Genomic DNA, 21,850 nt, shown 5'->3' with positions numbered 1-21,850 from the left:
CCTTCACAGCAGATTCAGGTTGGCCTCGAGGTTCGCCACCATTTGGTGCTCCGCGCGCCGTACTGACTCGGCGGTCCGGGCGGCGTAGAGGTCGTGGATGCGGATTCCGGGGAGCGCGGCGAGGTCGTCGGGCAGGCCGTCGGCCGCGCAGAGGTCCAGCACGACCGGGCCGGTGCGCGACTGCTGCCACGAGCGGAAGTCCTCGCAGGGCGCGGGCAGGCCCAGCGTGGTGATGATGACCGGCGTGTCGGAGGCGATCAGGTGCAGGTCGGCCAGACGGGCGACGTGCCGGTAGGCGGGGGAGTGGAAGCTCACGTAGTCGGCGTTCCGCAACAAGTCGGGCAGGGTGGCCCACTGGGGGCCGTCCAGAGGGCCGTGCCGCGGGGTGGGCGTGTGGAACGCGACGGTCATGCCGAGTGCCGTGGCGACCCGGGCGACTGCCGCTCCGACGTTGCCGTACCCGACGAGCCCGAGCCGCTTGCCGGCCAGTTCCGTGCGGGTGGCGCCACCGTGGCGCGCGTGCCGCAGCAGTTCCTCGATGACGAACTCGACATTGCCGATGTCGCCGTAGCCGTGGATCGGCGAGACGGTGATGCCGTACCGGGTGGTGTAGCGCAGGTCCACGCGATCGGTCGAGGTGGCGCGCAGGCCGAGATACCGCAGCGTGGGCATCTGGCCCAGGCGGTCGGCGTCGAGCCGGTCCTTCCACCCGGCCAGCAGCGCATCGGTCCCGGTGATGGCCTGGAAGGCGTCCGAGCCGGGAGCCGGCCAGTCGTTCAACACCAGCGGCGGTCGTCGCGTCAGCGGGCGCAGCCGGTCGAGCAGGTGCGGGGAGGGCCAGACGCCGGGTGAGACCGTGATCTGGTGGAAGGCCGATCGGGTCATGCTCCGCTCACACCCCCTCCGGCATGAGGCGCGGGCAGGACGGCCTCGATGAGCCAGGGACCCGGCTCGGCCAGCGCCCGGCGCAGCTGGTCGGCGAGGTCGTCGGCCGATCGGGCGCGGGTGGCCGGCACCCCCATCCCGGCCGCCAGGGCGACGAAGTCGAGCCCGGAAATGTCGCTGACGCCTCGGGTGCGGCCCAGGTCGGCGCCCGGGACTCCCTCGACCCGGGCCAGCTCGTCGGCGAGGCTCGCGTAGGAGGCGTTGTTGAGAATGACCGTGACGACGTTCAGCCCTTCGCGTGCCTGCGTCCACAGGGCCTGCGGTGTGTACATGGCGCTCCCGTCGGCCTGCAGGGTCAGCACCCGGCGGTTCGGGCAGGCGACCGCCGCGCCGACGGCCGCGGGCATGCCCATGCCGATCGACCCGCCGCTGAGACAGAGCCAGTCGTGCGCGGGCGCTCCGGCCGTTGCCGCGACCAGGTCCGGGGCACAGGTGATGGCCTCGTCCACGACCACCGCCTCCTCCGGAAGCAGCGTGCCGATCACAGCTGCGGCTTTGGCGACAGTCAGCTCCCCAGTGGGCAGGCCGGGGTGGTCGAGCGAGCGGCGGCCCTGTCCGGTGGCGGACGGCGGGCCGGGGCGGTCGGACACGTGGCGGCTTGCTCCGGCACCGACCGGCGCCACCAGGTCGGCGAGGTCCTGCAGGGCGGCGGGCGCCATGCCGAGCAGGTGGAGCTCGCAGCCGGCCGCGAACAGGCCGGCAGGCCTGCCGGGGTAACCGAAGAACGGGACCGGGGGCCGGGCGCCGGCGAAGACGATGTGCCGATAGCCGTCAAGCTGGGCCAACGCCTCCTCCAGAGGGTACGGCAGGCGCGCGATGTCCGGGAGACCGGGCTCGCGGCGGTGCCTGGCCGGTGACTTCTCCGCCAGCAGCCGGGCTCCGGTGGCGCGCGCGATCCTGGCAGCGGCACGCAGCCCGGCGGGCCGCAGGTTGGCGCCGCCGATGAACAGCAGGCAGCCGGTGTCGTCCCGCAGGATCTTGGCGGCACGCTCCACCGCGTCCGCGTCGGCCGGCGCGGGAGCCGCCGCCGGTACCTCGGCCGGTCTGCCACCTTCGGACCAGCACACGTCGGAGGGGAGGATGAGCGTGGCCACGCCTCCGGTGCCGGCGGCCGCCCCCGCCCGCGCCGCCAGGAGCGCCTCGGCGGTGTCCCGGCCGGCTTCGGCGGCGCGGGTCGTGCGGCGCACCCATGCGGACACGGGAGCGGCCAGCAGCTCGATGTCGGTGTTCAGTGGGGGATCGGAGTCCTTGAGATAGGTCGCGTGGTCGCCGACCAGAGCGACCATCGCGGTCGAGGCCCGGCGGGCGTTGTGCAGGTTGGCCAGGCCGTTGCCGAGGCCGGGGCCAAGGTGCAGGAGAGCCGATGCGGGCCGCTCGGCCATCCGCCCGTACCCGTCGGCGGCGCCGGTCGCCACGCCCTCGAAGAGGCACAGCACGTTGCGCATCGACGGCCTCGCGGTCATCTCCGCGACGAGATGCATCTCCGACGTTCCGGGATTGGCGAAGCAGACCTCCACGCCGCCGTTGGCGAGCGTGTCCAGGACCGCGCCGGCGCCCCGCACTCCGCTCCGCGCCCGGGCCCGCCGGTCACCGCCGTGGGAGGTCATGCCGCGATCAGGACGCGCTTGAGGTGCCGGGACGGGTCCTCGAAGGCGTTGCGCGAGTGCAGCATCCGCCAGTTGTTCCACACCACCATGTCCCGCGCCTGGTAGCGGACGGCGATGTGCTGCTCGGCGAACAGGACGTTGCCACGGTCGATGAGCCGCCGGGCCGTTTCGTCGCTCTCGGGGACGGTCAGGTAGTTGGTCGAGAACCGGAGGATCGGCTCGCCCTTGTGCTCCTCCAGGACGGGGTGCTCGGCCGTCGGCGTCACGCCGTGTCTGGCCAGGCCCTCGGTGGAGCCCCAGCGGTAGACGGTGTCACGCAGGTGCCGGCGCTCGTCTTCGGTGAACTCGGCCAGGATGCGGTTGCCGTCGAACAGGGTGGTCTCCCCGCCCGGGCCGGACGGCGGCGTGACGCACCACAGGGCCAGGTACCGCGGCGGTAAGCCCTGGAACTCGTACCCCTCGGTGTGTGGGGTCAGCGCGCCGCGGTTCTGCCCGTGGTTGACGTCGTCCATGCCGCGTTCAGGCTTGACGTCACCGACGAGCGTTCCGGTGGAGGTCGGCTGGAACTCGCCCAGCTCCTTGAGGAAGGCGACATGGTCGAAGGACTCGGGGACACCGACGAGGTGCACGTATCCGTTGTTGCCGAGCAGTTGCCGGAAGGCGTACCACAGGACGGCGTCGGCCAGCGGCTCGCCGTTCATGTCGAGACAGGACAACACGCTGTCGGGCGACTTGGCCACAGGAATCTCCGCTCTTGGACAGGGGTTGGTCGATGGCCGCGGCATCGCTCAGCCGCCGAAGACGTCGTCCAGCGACGCCTCGACGACGGCTGTGAGCTGCGCGAGCTCGTCCTCGGTGATGGCCAGCGGCGGCATGACGACCAGGACGTCGCCGAGTGAGCGCATCCAGACGCCGCGCTCCTGGGCGGCGGCGCAGACCCGGAAGCCCGCGCGCGGCAGGGAGGCCGCCAGCTCGATGCCGGTCATCACGCCCAGCCGGCGCACTGCGCGCACGGCGCGGTGCTTGGCCAGGGGTTCGAGCAGAGCGCCGAGAACGGCCCCTTTGGCACGTGCCACGGCGGGCAGGTCGAGCTCCTGCGCCATGGCCAGGTTCTCCAGTGCCGCCGCGCAGGCCAGGGGGTTGGCCGCATAGGTGTGGCCGTGGAAGAACGTCCTGGTCGTGTCGGGGCTGGTGAACGCATCAGCGACGTGGTCGCCGGTGAGCAGGGCGGACATCGGCAGCACGCCGCCGGTGAGCCCCTTGCCGCACAGCATGATGTCCGGGACGATCCCTGCGTGCTCCGTGGCCCACATCCGTCCGGTTCTGGCCACACCCGCGGCGATCTCATCGCAGATGAGCAGGAAACCGTAGCGGTCCGCGAGCTCGCGGCACCCCTGAAGGAATGCTGGGTGGTAGGGCAGCATGCCGCCGGCCGCCTGGATCATCGCCTCCACGATCAGCGCGCAGCAGCGCTGACCACAATCGGCCAAGATTTTTTCCAGGTCGTCCAGGGCGCGGGCCGCGGCCTGCGCCGGGTCGAGGCCGTCGGCGGGTGCCGGCGAGGTGGTCCTGCGCGTGCTCAGCAGCAGCGGCCCGTAGGTGGACTGCGACTGCTCCCCGCCCATGATGCTGGAGGCGGCGATCGAGTCCCCGTGGAAGGAACGTTCCAGATGGAGGATGAGGTCCCGGGGCCGGCCGGACTGCACCGAGAACTGGTAGGCCAGCTTGAGAGCGGCGTCCACCACGGACGCGCCGTCGCTGCCGAAGAAGACGCGGGTCAGGCTGCGGGTGTCGCCCTCGCTTGCCGGCGCCAGCTCTACCAGGCGTTCGGCCAGGCGGATCCCCGGTGTGTGCGTCGCGCCGAAGAACGTGGAGTGATCCAGCGCCTCCAGCTGCCGGGAAACGGCTGCCTTGAGCCGCGGCTCTCCGTGCCGGTAGGTGGTGACCCACAGCGATCCGCAGGCGTCGAGAAAGCGCCGGCCCGAGACGTCGGTGAGCCAGACCCCCTCGGCCCGCTCGATGACGAGCGGATTATCCGAAAGCCAATCTTGCTGCTGGGTGTAGGGATGCCACACTGTGCGGGCATCACGAAACTGCCAATCCGTGATTTCTTTCATGAAAGTCCCCCGTGGACCATTGATCCCGTCAGTCACATAAGGCGGGAGGCACAAACGGTGCCGGCGCTTCATATGTGCAGGGATTTGTCGATCACGCGATCGTACTCGGACACAAGCTAGCTACTTGATTTGGCGCCGTCAATCCTATTACTGGCCGTCAGTGCGCCATTACCGAGCGACACTCGGGTCAATCGGTACTTCGCTATTGCACGACCCACCTTCCTGTGGCAGTGTCGGGGCGCGGGAGGGGATGACATCCGGCTCCGCAACCTCTTCGGGGATTTTGAGAGGACAGGCATGGCCAACACAGGGGAGCGGCCACAGGGGGTATAGCGGCGGGCCGGACGGGGAGACGCGGCTCGAGGAGTGGGGGAAACTCCTGAGCGGGCCGGCCGTGATGAAGATCGGTCCACTGACTGGACGTTTCAAGTTTTCTGACGCATGCGCCGGTTGCCGGTTACAGCCCGGCTCCGTGGCATGCGAAGGCGCAGCTCAACCATGTCGTGAGGTTTCGCAGAAACCTCCTTGGCGCTGCGACGCGGTTTTCCGCCCCAGCGCTTCACGGTCGGGGGCGAGAAGCCGGGGGGCGCTCGTCTTGAATGGCGAATTCGGCATGCGCAGAACTCGGCAAGGCCGACAATGAATGGCGGAAGCGGATGTTGTGTTTTCACCATGTCGGGGTGCAGACGGATGACCTCGACAACTGTCTGAACTGGTATCTGGATTATTTCGACGCGGAGCTCTGCTGGCAGCTCGAGCGCTTTTCCGATCTTACTCTCGACAGGCTCCCGGGAATCGTCAAACTGATCGAGGTAAAGGTCGGAGATGTGCGATTCCATCTGTTCGATCGGTCCGCGCACAACCGGCAGCAACCACCTGCCGTCGGTTTCCAATTCCAGCACGTCTGCCTGGCGGTGGATACCGCGGATGAGCTGCCCGAATTACGTCGGCGCTGGTACGAGCTCTACGAGTCCGGAAAGTATGTTTTCGCTCGTCCGGATCTACCCAGCGACATCGTCACCGACGCGGACGGCATACAGAGCCTGTACTTGCTGGATGTGAACGGGTTGGAGTTCGAGTTCACCTACGTACCGAGGCAAAGCGCGTGACTGACCTGCGTACAATCGACCCCGAGACCCGGACCCCACAGCGCGACTGGGACTACGGCGACTTTCCGTACGGGCTCGAACCGTTGATCATGCCGGTGCCGGGCCAGACGGCCGCGCCGGGCCCGCCGCCTCCCGGCCTGCGAGCCGTCTACGACGTCGAGCGGGCCAGGGCCGCGCTGGAGCTACCCTCCCGGGCCGCGGGGCTCGCTCTGCCGGACACCACCGACGTGCTGTACTGGTTCCGCTGGATCACCGGCCATCAGGTGACCATGCTGCTGTGGCACCTCATGGGCGCGCTCGTGACGGCCGCCGCCAAGGAGAACGAAGCGGATGACCAGGCGCTGACCGACCTGGAGTCGTACACCAACGGATACACCGCCATGCTCCAGTACAGCGGCTCGTGCCCGCCGGAGATCTACCAGAGCCTGATCCGCCCGCGGATGTACCTTCAGCATCGCTGCTTCAGCGGCCTGTGGGCAGCCGACTTCGCCCCACTCCGCCGGCTCCTGCGCGGGCACGCGATGCCCTGGATGACCGGGCCTGGTGGCACTCGGCTGGTGGAGGCGGTGGCCGTCAACCGCCGCGCGCACGAGGCCGTCGCCGTCCGGCTGGTCCACGGCGGACGTTCCCTGCTGCAACAGAGCAGCGTCGGCACCTCCGTCCGCCCGACTCCACGCACCTCGCTCTTCTTCGACACCTTCTTCATGACCGCGCGAGCGCCCATCGGCCGCGACGCCGTTGTGGCCCAGCTGCTGCACCGGGTCAGGGCCGTCGCGCTCGACCTGGCGGCCAATGGGGCCGGCGGCCCGTCGACGGCCGGCGACATCATCGGCTCGCTCCAGCAGGTCGTCGCCTCCGCCGCCCACCATCTCCAGTCCACCCGCTGACGGCCCGCGCCCTCGATATCGCCCCGTACGGAGACGAGCTCATGCCCGAAATTCACAGCTACCAAGTCGTCGTCAACCACGAAGAGCAGTACTCGGTGTGGGCCGCAGACCGGCCGCTGCCCCTCGGCTGGTCCAGCGAGGGAATCTCCGGCACCCGGGAGGAATGCCTGGCCCACATCGCCGAGGTCTGGACCGACATGCGCCCGCGCAGCGTCCGGCAGGTCCAGGAATGACCTCAAGCCGCGCTGCGCTGCCCGGTGATCTCTCCTCTGCCGAGCGGCGGATGTGGTTCTTGGACCAGCTTCGCCCCGGCACGACCGACTACCTGCTCCCGTACATCTTCCGGATCAGCGGCCCACTCCGGGTGGACGCGCTCACCGCTACCCTCGCTCGCCTGCACCAGCGGCACGACGTGCTGCGCTGCACCTACCGGGTCGATGCGGGAGAGCCGCGACGGGTCGTCCACCCCGCGGGTAAGAGCTCGCCGGCACTCACCATCGTCGACCTCGCCGAACACGCGCCGCAGGAGCGGGACAGGCGCGCGCGGGAGGTGCTCGCCCGCGACCAGCGCACCCCCTTCGACCTCAGCCGGGAACACCCGGTGCGGTGGCTGCTGATCAGGCTGACCGGCACCGACCACCTCCTCGCCCTCACCGCGCACCACATCGCTTTCGATGCGTGGTCCGGCCACGTGGTGTGCGAGGAGTTCAGCGCGCTCTACGACGCCGAGGTCGCTGGCGTCACACCGACGCTCGCCCCGATCCAGGTGGACTACGCCGCCCATGCGGTACGGCAACGCGAGCAGCTCCTGCGTGGCGAGCTCGACGATTCGGTGGCCTTCTGGGAAGGCGAGCTCGACGGCATGGCGGCTCTCGACCTGCCGCTGGACCACCCCCGGCCGCGGATCTGGCGCTCCGATGGAGCGAGCGTCGAGGTGTCGGTTCCGCCGGCGCTCGCCAAGGCGCTGACCGCGCTGGGCCGCTCGGCCGGTGCGACCCGGTTCATGACGGTGCTGACGGTCTTCACCGGCCTGCTCGCCCGGTTGACCGGGCAGAGCGACATCGGCGTGGGCACGGCGGTCTCCGGCCGCGACGACGAGCGCACCCACGAGACGGTCGGGCTGTTCGTGAACACAGTGGTGCTGCGTTCCACGGTGGCGGCGGAGACGACCTTCCGCGACCTGCTCGGCCGTACGGTCATCTCGACGCTGACCGCGATGGAGCACCAGACGCTTCCGTTCGACGTGCTGGTGGAGCGCCTGCGGCCGGACCGCGACCTTTCGGCGAACCCGCTCTTCCAGGCGATGTTCCTGTTCGAGGAGTCGGGCGGTGCCGCCATCACCGCCACCGGCCTTCGCTTCGAGGAAGTGGACGTGCCGCCGCTCGCCGCGAAGGTGGATCTGACGCTGGCCCTGCGGCACGAGGCCGACGGTGGGTTCACCGGGCACTTCGAGTACGCCACCGCCCTGTTCGACCGCGCCACGATCGAGCGGTTCGCCCAGCTGTTCCTGCGGCTGGCCGAGCAGGCGGTGAGCGAGCCGGACCGCCCCCTCGCGGAGCTGCCGCTGTCGACGGCGGCCGAGCACGTCGCGGAGCTGGGCTACCGGGAGGCGCCGCGGATACCGGCGATGACGCCCGAGCTGATCGCCGAGCAGGCGCGGCGGCAGCCGGACGCCGTCGCCGTCGCCGGGCCGGACGGGGATCTCGACTACCGGACGCTGGCCCGGCGGGCCGACGACCTCGCTTTCGCGCTCGTCCGGGCCGGGGTGCGCCGCGGTGACGTGGTGGGCCTCTGCGTGGAGCGTGGGCCGCATCTCGTTTCTGCGCTGGTCGGCACCATGAGTTCCGGTGCCGCCGTGCTGTGGCTCGATCCGGCGCATCCTCGGGAGCGGTTGCTCGGCTTGCTCGCGGACGGGGGTGCCGTGCTGGTCGTCGCAGCCGGGCCGGACCGGGCAAAGCTGGACGGCTGCGGACTCCCGATCCTTCCCGCCGACGCGGTCCTTTCACCTGCCGGCGCGGTCGTTTCGCCTGCCGGCGCGGTGCTTTCGCCCGACGGTCGGACCACCATCTGGCGGACGCCCCGGGTCGGCCCGGATGACGTCGCCTACATCGCCTACACCTCCGGCTCCACCGGGACGCCGAAGGGGGTCCAGATCTCGCACGGCGCACTGGCCGAGCACCTCGAGGTCATCTCCACCGAGTTCCGGATCACGGCCGGCGCCCGGATCTCGCTCGCGGCCTCGCTGGGGTTCGACGTCTCGCTGGAGCAGATCCTCACCGCCCTGATCCGCGGCGCGCGGGTGGTCCCGCTGGACCCCCGCAGGCTCAGCGCGGATGACCTCCTCGACGAGGTCGGCAGACATCGCCTCACGCACCTCAACCTCACCCCGCTGTACTATCGCGAGCTGATCGGCCGGGCGAAGCCCCGGGACCGGCGGCTGGACTCCGTCGAGATGGTGTATCTCGCAGGGGACGTCATACGCGGCGACGACCTCCAGCGCTGGCGGGAAGGCGGCTTCGGCGGCAGCTTCGTCTGCGCCTACGGCCCCACCGAGGCGACCGTCACGTGCACCGCGCTGGACACCACCGACTGCACGGGCAGGGAGAGCATCCTGCCGATCGGGCGCGCGGTGCCGGGCACCCGGGCCTACGTCCTGGACAGCCGGCTCCAGCCGGTGCCGGTCGGCGTGCCCGGCGAGCTCTACCTCGCCGGCCGTCGTGTCGCGCTCGGGTACGCCGGCCGTCCCGCCGCGACCGCCGATGCCTTCCTCCCCGATCCGTTCAGCGCTGAGCCTGGGGCCCGGATGTATCGCACCGGGGATCTGGTACGGCGCCGCCCGGATGGGGTGCTGGAGTTCCGCGGCAGGGTGGACCGCCAGATCAAGGTCCGTGGGCACCGGGTGGAGCCGGAGGAGGTGGAGAGGGCGCTGCTGGCCCATCCGGATGTGCGTGCCGCCGCCGTGGTCCACCGGCCGGTCGGCGCGACCGGCGAGCCCGGCCTGGTGGCGTATGTCGTCCTGTCGGATTCGGGCCGGGGCGATGCCGGTCTCGGGGATTACCTGCGGGAGCGGCTGCCGTCCTACCTGGTGCCGGCGGCGATCGTCACGCTGACCGAGCTGCCCCGGACGTCCAGCGGCAAGCTCGATCATGACGGACTGCCGGAACCGGTCCTGAACCGGCAGGATCTGGGCGCCGAGATGGTCGCGCCGCGCACCGCGGCTGAGAAGGCACTCGTCGCGGCGATCTCCGACGTGCTGGGCATCGAGGAGATCGGAGTCCATGACGACTTCTTCCGGCTGGGCGGGAACTCGCTGGCAGCTACGCGGCTGGTGGCCCGCCTCCGGGATCACGCCGGTCTCACACTGCCGCTGCGGGAGGTCTTCAGCGCACCGACGGCGGCGGCGCTCGCGGCTCGCGCAACGCCGGTGGTTGACACGGCCGACGACGTGCCCATGCGAGCGGATCGCACGGGCCCGATCGTCCTGTCCGCCGCCCAGCAGCGCCTGTGGGTGCTCCACCAGGTCGATGCCTCGGGATGGGAGTACGTCGTGCCGGCGACCTTCCGCCTGCGTGGCCTGCTGGATGTCGGCACGTTGCGGGAGGCCTGCCGTCTGCTGGCCGAGCGGCATGAGATTCTCCGGACCAGATACGTGGTCGTGCCCGGCTCCGGTCCCGCCCAGGTCGTCGATCCGGCCGGCGAGGTGCCGGTGGAGGTCGTCGAGCCGGACGGCCGGTCTGTCGAGGATGTCGTCAATGAGGTGGCCAGGCAGGGTTTCGACCTTGGTCGTGATCACCAGTTCCGGGTCACGCTGGTGCGGGTTGCGCCGGACGAGCACATCCTGCTGGTGCTCACCCACCACATCGCCGTCGACGGCTGGTCGTGGAAGATCATCGGTACTGAGCTGGCGGCGCTGTACCGCGCGCTGATGACCGGCGCCACGCCGGAAGCCGTCGATCTGACATCGTCTGATCCGGCGCTGCCCGCGCCCGCGTGGCAGTACGCCGACCATGCGGTCCGCGAGGTCGGCCGCGACCTGGGTGACCAGGTGGGGTACTGGTGCCGGGCGCTGGCCGGGAGCGAACCCCTTGACCTGCCGCTCGACCGGCCACGCCCGGAGACACGGGACTCCTCGGGCGCGGTGTGGACCTTCCGCGTGCCCGCCGAAGACGCCCGGGCCGTGCTGGAGATCGGCCGGGACGCCGGGGCGACCGAGTTCGCCACCTGGTTCGCGCTCTATGCGGCGCTGCTCAGCCGCGTGACCGGACAGCGGGACCTGGTGATCGGCACCCCGGTCGACTGCCGCGACACAACCGGTGCGGAGACGGTGCTGGGCTGCTTCGTGAACACGCTCGCCGTCCGCGTTCCGCAGGTGGGAGAGACCTTCCGCACGCATCTGGCCGCGGTGCGGTCGCTGCTGGTTGAGGCCTACGACCACCGCGAGGCGCCCTTCGACCGGGTGCTCGCCGAACTGGGCCGGGACCGCGATCCGTCGCGCACGCCGCTGTTCGACACCATGTTCCAGGTGCTTGAGAGTGCCGGTCAGGCGTTGCCGCTGGCCGGCCTCTCGGTCACCCCCGTCGAGTTGCTGGGGCCGTCGGCGATGACCGACCTGACCCTGGCCATGCGCGCGAACCCGGACGGAAGCTGGACCGGGGAACTTGAGTACGCCACGGCGCTGTTCGAACCGGCCACGGTCATGCGGCTCGGGGAGCGGTTCGTCCACCTGGTCGCCGCGGTGGCCGCCCGGCCCGGCACCGTTCTGGCCGACATCGACCTGCGCACCGAGCACGAACGGGCCGGTGCGGGCGTGGCGGCGCCGTACACCGAACGTCCGCGCACGGTGGTTGAGCTCTTCGCCGACCAGATGGCCCGCATCCCGGACGCGGTGGCGGTCACCGGTCCCAGCGGCTCGGTGACCTACCGCGAGCTCGACGACCGCAGCCGGCGTCTCGCGCGGCGTCTGGTCGCCGCCGGGGTGGGGCCGGGTTCGGTGGTGGCGGTATGCGTCGGCCGGAGCGTGTGGACGGTCGTGGCGCTGCTCGCGGTTCTGCGGTGCGCGGCCGTCTATGTCCCTCTGAACGAGGCGGATCCGCCGGATCGGCGCGAAGCGCTGCTCGAGGAGACCGGGGCGGTGGCCGTCGTGACGGACGAGTCGCTCGCCGCCGGCTTCGCCGAAGGCCGGCAACTGGTCCTCTGCGGCGACGACCAGCCGGACGATGTCGGTCAGCTGGGCGACGGCCTACGTGTGGATGACCCGGCCGGTACGGCGCTGACCGATCTCGCGTACGTCATCTTCACCTCGGGCTCCACGGGCCACCCCAAGGGCGTCATGATCGACCACGCCGCCTTCACCCACCACTGCCAGGTCATGGCGGAGGCCTACGGGCTGGGGCAGGGTGAACGGCTCGCCCTGCTGGCCTCGCTCAGCTTCGACGCGTCCATGGACCAGATCATGGCACCGCTGATCAGCGGTGCGGCCGTGGTGGTGCTGGACGCCCGCGCGGTCTCCCCGGCGCGGATGCTGCAGGATCTGCACGACTACGCGGTGACGGTCGTGGACGTCACCCCGGTGTACTACCGCGAGCTCCTCCACGCGGCCATCCCGAACGATCCGCGCCTGGCGCGGCTGCGCCTGATGAGCGTCGGCGGGGACGTCGTCACCGGCGAGGACGCCCTCGCGTGGCACGCGCTGGGCACAGCCGCCGCGTTCGGCTGTACGTACGGGCCGACCGAGGCCACCATCGCCTGCACCTTCCTGGTCGTCGACGAGGCGGAGGCCGGGCGCGCGGGCCGCCACCCGCTGCCGCTGGGGCGGCCGCTGGCCGGTTCCCGGCTGCTGGTCCTGGATTCGGCCCTGCGTCCGGTGCCGACCGGGGCCACGGGGGAGCTGTTCGCCGGTGGCCGGCGGGTGGCCCGCGGGTATCTGAACCGCCCGGATCTCACGGCGGACCGGTTCGTGCCCGACCCGTCCGGCCCGCGTGGCGCCCGGCTCTACCGCACCGGAGACCTGGTCCGGATGCGTTCGGATGGTGTGCTGACGTTCCTCGGCCGTACGGACCGGCAGGTGAAGATCCGCGGCTTCCGGGTGGAACCGGCCGAGATCGAGGCCATGCTGTCCGCGCTGCCGGGGGTGCGGGCGGCCGCCGTCGTGCCGGGGCCGTTGCCCAGTGGGGAGCAGGGGCTGCTGGGCTTCCTCGTGCCGGCGGCCGGAGCGCGGCTGGATGCCGCCGCCGTCCGGTCGGCCGTGCAGGGCCGCCTGCCACGGCACCTGGTGCCGGCGGCGCTGACGATCATCGACGAGCTGCCGCTGACCCCCAACGGCAAGCTCGACCGGGCGCTGCTGCTCCGGATCGGGGCCGCGCCCGCCGCGGCGCAGGCGCCCAGTCGCGAGCTGGACCCCACGGAGCAGGCGGTCGCCGGGATCTGGCGCGAGGTGCTCGGCCTGTCCGGACTCGGGCCCGGCGACGACTTCTTCGCACTGGGCGGCCACTCCCTGTCGGCCACCCGGGTCGGCATGCGGGTCCAGGAAATCTTCGGGATCGAGCTGCCGCTGCACCGCCTGTTCACCGCCACCACGATCGAGTCGCTCGCCGCGGCGGTTCGCGAGGCCGTGACCGCCTCGCTCGACGCACTGTCCGACGCCGAAATCGTGGCACTCGCCGCGCAGGATCTGGAGGCCGACCCTCGATGAGCATCGACGCACCCCACGCCGGAACGGACGCGGCGGAGCTGCGCCGCAGGCTCCTGGAGCGGCGGCTGGCCGGCCGGTCCCGGCAGGCGCCGGCGACCACGGCGATCCCGCGCCTGCCGCGCACCGAACCGCTGCCGCTCTCCTTCGCCCAGCAACGGCTGTGGATGGTCGACCAGTTGCACGCCCGCCAGGAGGAGTACCTGGTCCCGGTGGCCGTGTCACTGACCGGACCGCTGCAGGAGGAGGCGCTGGGCACGGCACTGACCGAGGTCGTGGCACGGCACGAGATCCTGCGCACCCGCTACGTCCTGGTGGATCGCCAGCCCCGGCAGGTCGCCGACCCGCCCGCGCCCGTGCGGGTCGAGCGGGCCGCGGCAAGCGAGCAGGACCTGCAGCGCGTGATCGCCAAGCTCTCGCGGGTGCCGATGGACCTGGCGAGGGAGCACCCGATCCGCTTCCACCTCGTGGAGCTCGGCCCGGAGCGGCATGTCCTGCTGATCTGCGTCCACCACATCGCCTTCGACGGCTGGTCCACGGGGCTGCTGCTGCGTGAGCTCTCCGAGCTCTACTCGGCCGTGGTGGAGAACCGGCCGCCGGCCCTGCCCGCGGTGCCCACGCAGTACGCCGACCATGCGAGCTGGGAGCGGGAGCGTATCCGGGGAATGCTCGGCCAGGGACAGCTCGACTACTGGCGGACTCAGCTCGCCGGCCTGGACGACCTGAGGCTGTTCACCGACCGGCCGCACCCGGCCGAGTGGGATTCCCGCGGGGCCGCCGAGCCGTTCGTCATCCCCGCCGAGGTCGCCGAGGCTCTGCGCGCGGCCGGCCTGGACGCCGGCGCCACGGCCTTCGTCACCTTGCTCGCCGCCGTCCAGGCCTTCCTCGGCCGGTACTGCGGGCAACGTGACATCGCGGTGGGCGTGCCGTCCGCCGGGCGGCCACGGGCCGAGGTGGCCGACACCATCGGCTATTTCGGCAACATGCTGGTCATGCGGGCCGACCTGGCGGACGACCCGGCCTTCTCCGCTCTGGTACGGCAGGCCAAGGCGAGCGCGGTGGCCGCCTACGCCAACCAGGACGTCCCCTTCGAGCAACTGGTGACCGAGCTCCGCTCCCACCGCGACCTGTCCCGCAACCCGCTGTTCCAGGCCAGCCTGACCGTGGAGGAAGGCTCGGCGGACAATGAGCCGGCACTGACCGGTCTGACGGCGCGGATGCTCGACGTCGACTGGACCGCAGCGAAGTTCGATCTCTCCTTCACCGTCACCGTGCCCACGGACGGTGCGTGGACAGGCGAGATCGTCTACCCGACCGCGCTGTTCGACCGGGACACGGTCCAGCGCATGGCCCGGCATTTCACCGCCTTCGTGACCGCGCTGGCAGCGACGCCGGACCGGCCGGTCGGCCGGGTCGCCTTCCGGCTGGACGACGACGAGCCGATCGCCGCCGAGCCGGCCCGCATCCCGGTCACCGGCACCGTGCACGAGGCCGTGGAACGTGTGGCCGCCTGCGCCGGAGAGCGGGTCGCGCTCCACGCTGGCGAGGTGCGCCACTGCTACCGCGACCTCAACGAGCGGGCGAACCGGCTGGCCCGGTACCTGCTCGAGCTGGGCGTGGGCGGCGGCAGCCTGGTCGGGGTCCGGCTCGGCCGCGGCGCCGAGCTCGTCATCGCGCTGCTGGCCGTACTGAAGACGGGGGCCGCCTACCTTCCGCTCGACCCGGACCAGCCGGACGACCGGGTCAACTTCATGATCGACGATGCCGCCGCCGCGCTCGTCATCACCGAATCCCGCTTCGCGCAGGCGCTCGGGGCCAGGCTCGTCGTTCTCGACGAGGACGCCACCCGAGCCGCGCTCGCCGAGCGGCCGGGCACGGACCTCGGCCGGGCCGTGGATCCAGACGACCTCGCGTACGTGATGTACACCTCCGGCTCGACCGGGCGGCCCAAGGGCGTGATGGTGACGCATCGCAACGTGGTGCGCCTGTTCGCCGCGATCGACCGCGACCTGGCGACCGGTCCCGATGACGTGTGGGCCATGTTCCACTCCTACGCCTTCGACTTCTCGGTGTGGGAGATGTGGGGCGCGCTGGCGCACGGCAGCCGCCTGGTGCTGGTGCCGTTCGAGACCTCCCGCTCGCCGGAGGAGTTCCTGCGCCTGCTCATCGAAGAGCAGGTCACCATGCTCAGCCAGACCCCGTCGGCTTTCGCGGGTCTGACCCGGGCGCTGGAGGAGCGAGGCAGCCTCGACGGGCTGACGCTGCGCGCCGTCGTCTTCGGTGGGGAGGCGCTCGACCCGTCGATGCTGAGGCCATGGTTCCGGCTGGGCGGGTCCCGGACACCCCGCATGATCAACATGTACGGGATCACCGAGACCACGGTGCATGTCACCTTCCGCGAGCTCGGCGAGGCGGACTGCCGGGAGCGCGGCGGCGCCGGCCGCAGCCCGATCGGCCGTCCCCTGGCCGACCTGAGCATGTACGTGCTCGACTCGGCCGGGCAGCCGGTGCCGGTCGGGGTGCCGGGCGAGATCTACGTCGGCGGCGCCGGGGTCGCACGCGGCTACCTCGGCCGCCCGGCACTGACCGCCGAACGCTTCGTTCCCGACCCGTTCGGCACCGAGCCGGGCGCGCGCCTGTACCGGACGGGGGACCTGGCCCGGCGCCGCCCCGACGGCCGGCTCGAATACCTCGGCCGTGCCGACCAGCAGGTCAAGATCCGCGGCCATCGGATCGAGCTGGGCGAGGTCGAGGCCGCCCTGTCGAGCCACCCGTCGGTGCGCGCGGCGGTCGTCGACGTGCGCTGGAGCAGCCCTGGAGACGGGCGGATCTTCGGGTACGTCGTGCTGTCCGACGAGGAGATGCTCGACGAGGTACGGCGGCACGCCGCCACCAGGCTGCCCGGCTACATGTTGCCGGCCGCGGTGGTCGCCATCCCCCGGATCCCCCTGACGGCCAACGGCAAGCTTGACCGCGGCCGGCTGCCCCAGCCGCGCCTGGGCTCGACCGTCGCCTACCTGGCCCCGCGCTCGGAGGCGGAATCCGTCGCGGCGGCGGTGCTGAGCGAGGTGCTGGAGGTGCCCCGGGTCGGGGTGCACGACAACTTCTTCGCGCTCGGCGGTGACTCCATCCGCGCGGTCCGTGCGGTGGGCCTGCTGCGCGCCCAGGGGTTCGGCGTCACGGTCGCCGACCTGTTCCGCCGCCAGAGCGTTGCGGAGCTGGCCGAACTGGCCGGCGGCACAGTCGAGGCGGACGCGCCCACTCCGCCCTTCGCCCTGCTCTCGCCGGCCGACCGGGAACGGGTGCCGGCCGGAGTGGAGGACGCCTACCCGCTGGCGCGGACGCAGGCCGGCATGCTCTACGAGCTGCTGCGCGACGACGAGGTGCACCGCTACCACAACGTGACGGCCTACCCGGTGCGCGAGCGCGGCACCTTCTCGCTGGAGGCCCTGCACCAGGCGGCCCGGTACGTGACCGCCCGGCACGACATCCTGCGCACCGGCTTCGACATCACCACCTTCTCCGAGCCGATGCAGCTCGTCCACGGGCAAGTCGCGCCGGACATCCGCTTCACGGATCTGCGGCCGGTGCCGGCCGAGGAGCGGGAGGCCCGGTTGTGGGAGATCATCTCGGCTGAGCGCGCCGACCTGTTCGACCTCGACGCGGCGCCCCTGTGGCGCCTGCACATCGTCCCGTCCACCGCCGAGACCTGGCACCTGTTGCTGGTGGAGTTCCACCCGGTCCTCGACGGCTGGAGCCACAACTCGCTGATGACCGAGATCCTGCACGTCTACGAGGCCTACCGGGACGGCGGGGCGCCCGAGCCCGCCCCGCCCGGCGCAGTCCGCTTCGCCGACTTCGTCGCCCTGGAACAGGCCTCGATCCGGTCGGCAGAAGACCGCGGATTCTGGGCGGAGCGGATGAGCGGCGACTGGGAGCGCCTGTCGCTGCCCGAGCTGTGGGCCGGGCCGACCGGCATGCTGACCTACGAGGTCCGCGTCCCGCTGGAGGAGCTGGACCCCGGGCTGCGGGAGCTCGCGCGGATCGCGGGCGTGCCGTACAAGACGGTGTTGCTCACCGCCTACCTGCGGGTCCTGGGGATCGTCAGCGGGCAGGAGCGGTTCTTCGCGGGCATCGTCTCCAACGGCCGCCCGGAGCGGCTCGGGGGTGACGAGGTACGCGGCATGTTCCTCAACACGGTGCCGTTCGCCGCGCCTGCCGTACCGGACACCTGGGTCGGGTACGTGCGGGAGGTGTTCGCGGAGGAGATCGCGGTCCACGCGCACCGCCGCTACCCGCTGCCGGTCATGCAGGGGGAGTGGGGCGGCGACGCTCCGCTGATCGAGACCGCCTTCAACTACATCAACTTCCACGTGCTCGACCTCGACCTGATCGACGCCGAGGCCCTGCACGACGTCAGCCCCACCCAGTTCGCCCTGGCGGTCTCGACCGAGGGCAACTGCCTGGCCATCACGGCACGGCCGGAACAGGTCGCGCCCGAGTACGGCGAGCTGGTCGGCCGGCTGCTCACCCAGGTCCTGGCGGCGATGGCCGCCGCGCCCCACGGCGACCCACGCCGGCCGCTGCTCGGCACGGCCGACCGCCGGCGGGCGCTCGCCCTGGCCGCCGGTCCGGCCGAGCCGGTCGGCGAGAGCTTCGTGGAGCTGGTCGACCGGTGGGCGGCAGAGCGGCCGGACGAGCCGGCGGTCTGCGACCCCACAGGAGACCTGACGTACGCGCAGCTGCGGCACAGGTCCGGCCAGGTCGCGGCCGCTCTTCGGGCACGTGGCGCCGGGCCGGACAGCGTGGTGGGCATCAGCCTGCCGCGCGGCTGCGACTTCGTCGTGACCATGCTCGGCATCCTGCGGGCGGGCGCGGCGTTCCTGGCTCTCGATCCGGCCCAGCCGGCCGTGCGGAGGCAGGCCCTCCTGCGTGACGCGGGCGCGCTGCTGCTGGTGGGAGCGGACGAGGACGGCCTCGGCCTGCCCGTGCTGTCGCCGGCCTCGTTCGCCGAGCTGCCGCCGCTCGCCGAACCCGTCCGGTGTGCTCCGGAGTCGCTGGCCTACCTGATCAGCACGTCCGGCTCGACCGGAGAGCCCAAGAGCGTGATGCTGACCCATCGCGGGCTGCTGAACCTGGCCGGAACGCCACTCGACCTCCTGGGTGTCGAGCCGGGCGACCGGGTGGCGCAGCTCGCCCCGGTGGTGTTCGACATGGCGCTGTTCGAGATGGTCCTCGCGTTGACCCGCGGGGCCACGCTGTGCATCCCCGATCCAGGCGTTCTCGCGGTCGGCGAGGTCCTGTCCGGCCTGCTGACCGGGATGGCGGTCACCCACCTCGTCATCGTCCCGTCGGCTCTGGACGTGCTCGACCCGGACAGCGTGCCCGGTCTGAGGGTCGTCGCGGTGGCCGGCGAGTCGTGCCCGGAGCAGCTCGCCGAGAGGTGGTCCGGCCGCGTCCGCTTCCTCAACCTGTACGGGCCCAGCGAGTACACCATCATGGCGACCGGCCTGGAGATCCTCCCTGGCCAGGAGCAGGGGCTGACGATCGGCCGCACCATCGCCAACACCGCCGCGTACGTCCTGGACAGCAACCTCGACCCGGTGCCCGTCGGCGTGCCGGGCGAGCTCTGCCTCGGCGGGTTCGGGGTCGGGCGCGGCTACGCGGGCCGGCCGGAGCTGACCGCCGACCGCTTCCCGCCCGACGAGTTCGGCGGCGTGCCCGGGGCCAGGCTCTACCGCACCGGTGATCGCGTGATCCGCCGCCCCGACGGCGAGCTGGTGTTCCTGGGCCGCATCGACCACCAGGTGAAGCTGAACGGCCACCGCATCGAGCCGGGCGAGATCGAGGCGGCCCTGCAGACCCACCCCGCCGTACGGCAGGCCGTCGCGGTGGTGCGCGGCGACGACGGGCAGCGGCACCTGACGGCGTTCGTGATCGCCGCCCCCGGCACCTCGCTCACCCCCGGCGACCTCATACGTTTCCTGCGGGACCGCCTGCCCGCCTACCTGGTGCCCGCCAGGGTGGTGCCCCTCCCCGAGCTGCCCAGGAACGCGACCGGCAAGATCGACCGGGAGAGGCTCGCCGTCCTGCCGCTCGGCGACGACCACCGGGCCGCGCCGGTGCCGCCACGCGATGACCTGGAAGGCCGGATCGCCGCCGTCTGGCAACGAGTCCTGCGCGCCGACCGGGTCGGCGTCCACGACGACTTCTACGACCTGGGCGGGAACTCTCTGCTGGCGGTACGGCTGGCAGCCCGGCTTTCGCAGGCCCTGGACGGCACGGTCTCGGTCACGGACGTGCTGCAGCGGCGGACGATCGCCGAGCTCGCCGCCGCTCTGGCGACCAGTCAGAGTGCGGGCGGCGGCGGGCCGCTGCACTGGTTGCGCGCGACGGGCACGCAGGCGCCGCTGCTGTGCATCCACCCCGGCGGCGGCGGCATCCACTGGTACGAGCGGCTCGCGGAGATCATGCCGAGGGGACGGCCGGTCGGCGCCTTCCGCTTCCCCGGGGCCGCCTTCCCGGGCGCGGGCTCCACCGTGGAGCTGGCCCGGCACTACCTCGGTCAGCTCGGCCCCGACCTGACCGGCGCGGGCCTGACGCTGCTGGGGTGGTGCGGCGGCAGCGCCGTCGCCTGGGAGATGGCCCGGGTGCTCACCGAGTCCGGGGTCCCGGTGCGCCTGGCGCTGCTCGACCCGGGCTCGCCGCTCACCGATGCCGACGAGCAACTGCGGGCCTTCGGGCAGTGCGAGGAGCTGTTCGCCCGGCTGGCGGCCGGTGAGGAGGGTGTCCGCGCCGAGGCGTTCACCCTGCTCGCGGAGCTGCTCGATGAGGAGCTGCCGCAGGACGACCTCACGGACGAGTCCTGGCTGGGTCAGGTACGCGGCTGGCACGCCCTGTTGAGGGCCACCTTCTCCTATGATTTCCGGCCCGCGCGCTGGCCGGTGGACATGATCTTCGGTGCGGAGATCGCCGCCGGGACCCACAGCGTGCTCCAGGGCCTCGAGGTGGCGGACTACGTCCGGTCCTGGCGCGAGCTGGTCGCCGGGGTGCCGAGCACATGGACCACCATCTCCGGCAGTCACCTGGGCGTCATGGAGGAACCCCACGTCTCCCGGCTGGCCGACGTGCTCACCCGGCAGAGCACCGCCACCAGGGTGGAGTGATGGCGAGCCTGTGGCGCAACCGTGAGTTCAACCTGCTCTGGACCTCCCAGTCCCTGGCCGACCTCGGAGACGGGGTCGCTTCGCTGGCGCTGGCGTTGCTGGTCCTGGTCGAGACCGGCTCCCCGGTCCAGGCCGGGATGGTGGGCACGATCACCCAGGTGGCCCGGTTGGCGCTGCGCCTGCCCGCCGGCGTCCTGGTCGACCGGATGGACCGCCGCCACGTCATGGCGTGCTGCGGCGTGCTGCGGCTGGCCGTTTTCACCGCGCTGACCGTCGCCGTGCTCTCCGGCCGGACGAGCCTGGCGTTGATTCTCGTGGTAGCGGCGGTCGACGCGGCGGGGGGCGCGTTGTCGGGGACGGCGGAGGACGCCTCGATCCGCAGCATCGTGCCGATCGCGCAGCTGCCGGCCGCCGTGGCGCGCAACGAGGCGCGCTCCTACGGCGCCTCGCTGGCCGGACCCCCGCTGGGCGGCCTGCTGTTCGGGGTCGCGCATGCCGTTCCGTTCCTGGCCAACGCGATCTCGTCGCTGGTCTCCGTCGTGCTGGTGCTGTTCATCCGCAAGCCTCTGCAGGCGCAGAGGGAGGAGGAACCTCAGGCGTACGGTGCGGCCTTGGCCGAAGGCGTCAGATTCGTCTTGTCCCACCCGTTCCTACGCGCGTTGATGTTCATCGCCGCGCCGCTGAACTTCGCCATCGGCGGTGTGCTCTTCACCGTCATCGTGGCGCTGCAGCGCAACGGCACGTCGCCCGCGGTCATCGGCCTGGCGGAGACGATCGTCGCGGTGGGCGGCCTGCTGGGTGCGTTCGTCGCACCCGCACTCCAGCGCCGCCTCAGCCTGGCGGTGCTGGCCCGGCTGATCTGCTGGACGGCGGCGGCCCTGCTGGCGAGCGCCGCGATGCTGACCTCGAGCATCGCGGCGGCCGTCCCGCTCGGGCTTGCCGTCTTCCTGGGGCCTGCGTGCAACGCCGCGCTTTTCGGGTTCCAGGCCGCCATCACGCCCGATCGCCTGCAGGGCAGGGTCAACAGCGTCATCATGGTGGCGGCCACCTCGATGGCCGCCGTCGCCCCGGTCCTGGCCGGGGCCATCGTGGCCTCCTGGGGGCCTGCCAGGGCCATCCTGTTCTTCGCCGCGGCCGTCGCCGGATCTGCGCTGCTGGCGACCTTCGGCAGCGGCATTCGCCACGCCGGCGACCGTGCGCCGGCCGAGGCAGCGGTGGAGTGAGCGGGTCACCATCGAGTCCCACGTGCTGGGGGAGGGGTTCATGGGCCGGCGCGTTTTGTCGGCCCTCCCGCGCACACTCGTCTTCGACACCATCCATCGAGGAGGGAC

Annotated in this window: 10 protein-coding genes; 6 read left to right on the top strand and 4 right to left on the bottom strand. The window is 71.7% G+C overall.

All coding sequences use genetic code 11. From position 1 onward, the window contains the following. Nucleotides 1-3: 3 nt before the first annotated feature. From ACIBVN_RS26265 to bioA, 4 genes are read right to left on the bottom strand one after another with little or no spacing between them, the layout of a single operon-like run. Complete coding sequence (locus ACIBVN_RS26265; RefSeq protein WP_397140619.1) at nt 4-885, bottom strand: NAD(P)-dependent oxidoreductase; 882 nt, start codon at nt 883-885, stop codon at nt 4-6. Continuing rightward, on the bottom strand, nt 882-2,552 hold the full coding sequence (locus ACIBVN_RS26260) for an acetolactate synthase large subunit (RefSeq protein WP_397140617.1): 1,671 nt from the start codon (nt 2,550-2,552) through the stop codon (nt 882-884). Before ACIBVN_RS26260 ends, ACIBVN_RS26265 begins: the two co-directional genes overlap by 4 nt. Then, nucleotides 2,549-3,292, bottom strand: a complete 744-nt coding sequence (locus tag ACIBVN_RS26255) for a TauD/TfdA dioxygenase family protein (protein ID WP_397140615.1) — start codon at nt 3,290-3,292, stop codon at nt 2,549-2,551. Before ACIBVN_RS26255 ends, ACIBVN_RS26260 begins: the two co-directional genes overlap by 4 nt. Nucleotides 3,293-3,340: 48 nt before the next feature. Continuing rightward, the gene (gene bioA, locus ACIBVN_RS26250; RefSeq protein ID WP_397140613.1) at nt 3,341-4,669 is read right to left on the bottom strand and encodes an adenosylmethionine--8-amino-7-oxononanoate transaminase; all 1,329 of its coding nucleotides are present in this window, start codon (nt 4,667-4,669) and stop codon (nt 3,341-3,343) included. 599 nt (nt 4,670-5,268) lie between these two features. Between bioA and ACIBVN_RS26245 the strand changes: the two genes are divergently transcribed. From ACIBVN_RS26245 to ACIBVN_RS26220, 6 genes are read left to right on the top strand one after another with little or no spacing between them, the layout of a single operon-like run. After that, a complete protein-coding gene (locus tag ACIBVN_RS26245) occupies nt 5,269-5,778 on the top strand; it encodes a VOC family protein (RefSeq protein WP_397140612.1) in 510 nt (169 codons plus the stop codon). Further along, the gene (locus tag ACIBVN_RS26240) at nt 5,775-6,665 is read left to right on the top strand and encodes a hypothetical protein (RefSeq protein WP_397140610.1); all 891 of its coding nucleotides are present in this window, start codon (nt 5,775-5,777) and stop codon (nt 6,663-6,665) included. Before ACIBVN_RS26245 ends, ACIBVN_RS26240 begins: the two co-directional genes overlap by 4 nt. A gap of 41 nt (nt 6,666-6,706) precedes the next feature. After that, nucleotides 6,707-6,898, top strand: a complete 192-nt coding sequence (locus tag ACIBVN_RS26235) for an MbtH family protein (protein WP_397140608.1) — start codon at nt 6,707-6,709, stop codon at nt 6,896-6,898. Beyond that, complete coding sequence (locus ACIBVN_RS26230; protein WP_397140606.1) at nt 6,829-13,356, top strand: amino acid adenylation domain-containing protein; 6,528 nt, start codon at nt 6,829-6,831, stop codon at nt 13,354-13,356. The genes ACIBVN_RS26235 and ACIBVN_RS26230 overlap by 70 nt, the downstream gene beginning before the upstream one ends. After that, nucleotides 13,353-20,519: an amino acid adenylation domain-containing protein gene (locus tag ACIBVN_RS26225; protein ID WP_397140604.1), complete on the top strand. Its 7,167-nt coding sequence runs from the start codon at nt 13,353-13,355 to the stop codon at nt 20,517-20,519. The genes ACIBVN_RS26230 and ACIBVN_RS26225 overlap by 4 nt, the downstream gene beginning before the upstream one ends. Then, nucleotides 20,519-21,742, top strand: coding sequence for an MFS transporter (locus ACIBVN_RS26220; RefSeq protein WP_397140602.1), 1,224 nt, complete (start codon nt 20,519-20,521; stop codon nt 21,740-21,742). The genes ACIBVN_RS26225 and ACIBVN_RS26220 overlap by 1 nt, the downstream gene beginning before the upstream one ends. The last annotated feature ends 108 nt before the right edge of the window (nt 21,743-21,850 follow it).

Origin of the sequence: Nonomuraea sp. NPDC049400 (genome assembly GCF_044466425.1) — a bacterium.
Taxonomy (GTDB): Bacteria; Actinomycetota; Actinomycetes; order Streptosporangiales; family Streptosporangiaceae; genus Nonomuraea.
This window is presented reverse-complemented; position numbering and strand designations above follow the sequence as displayed.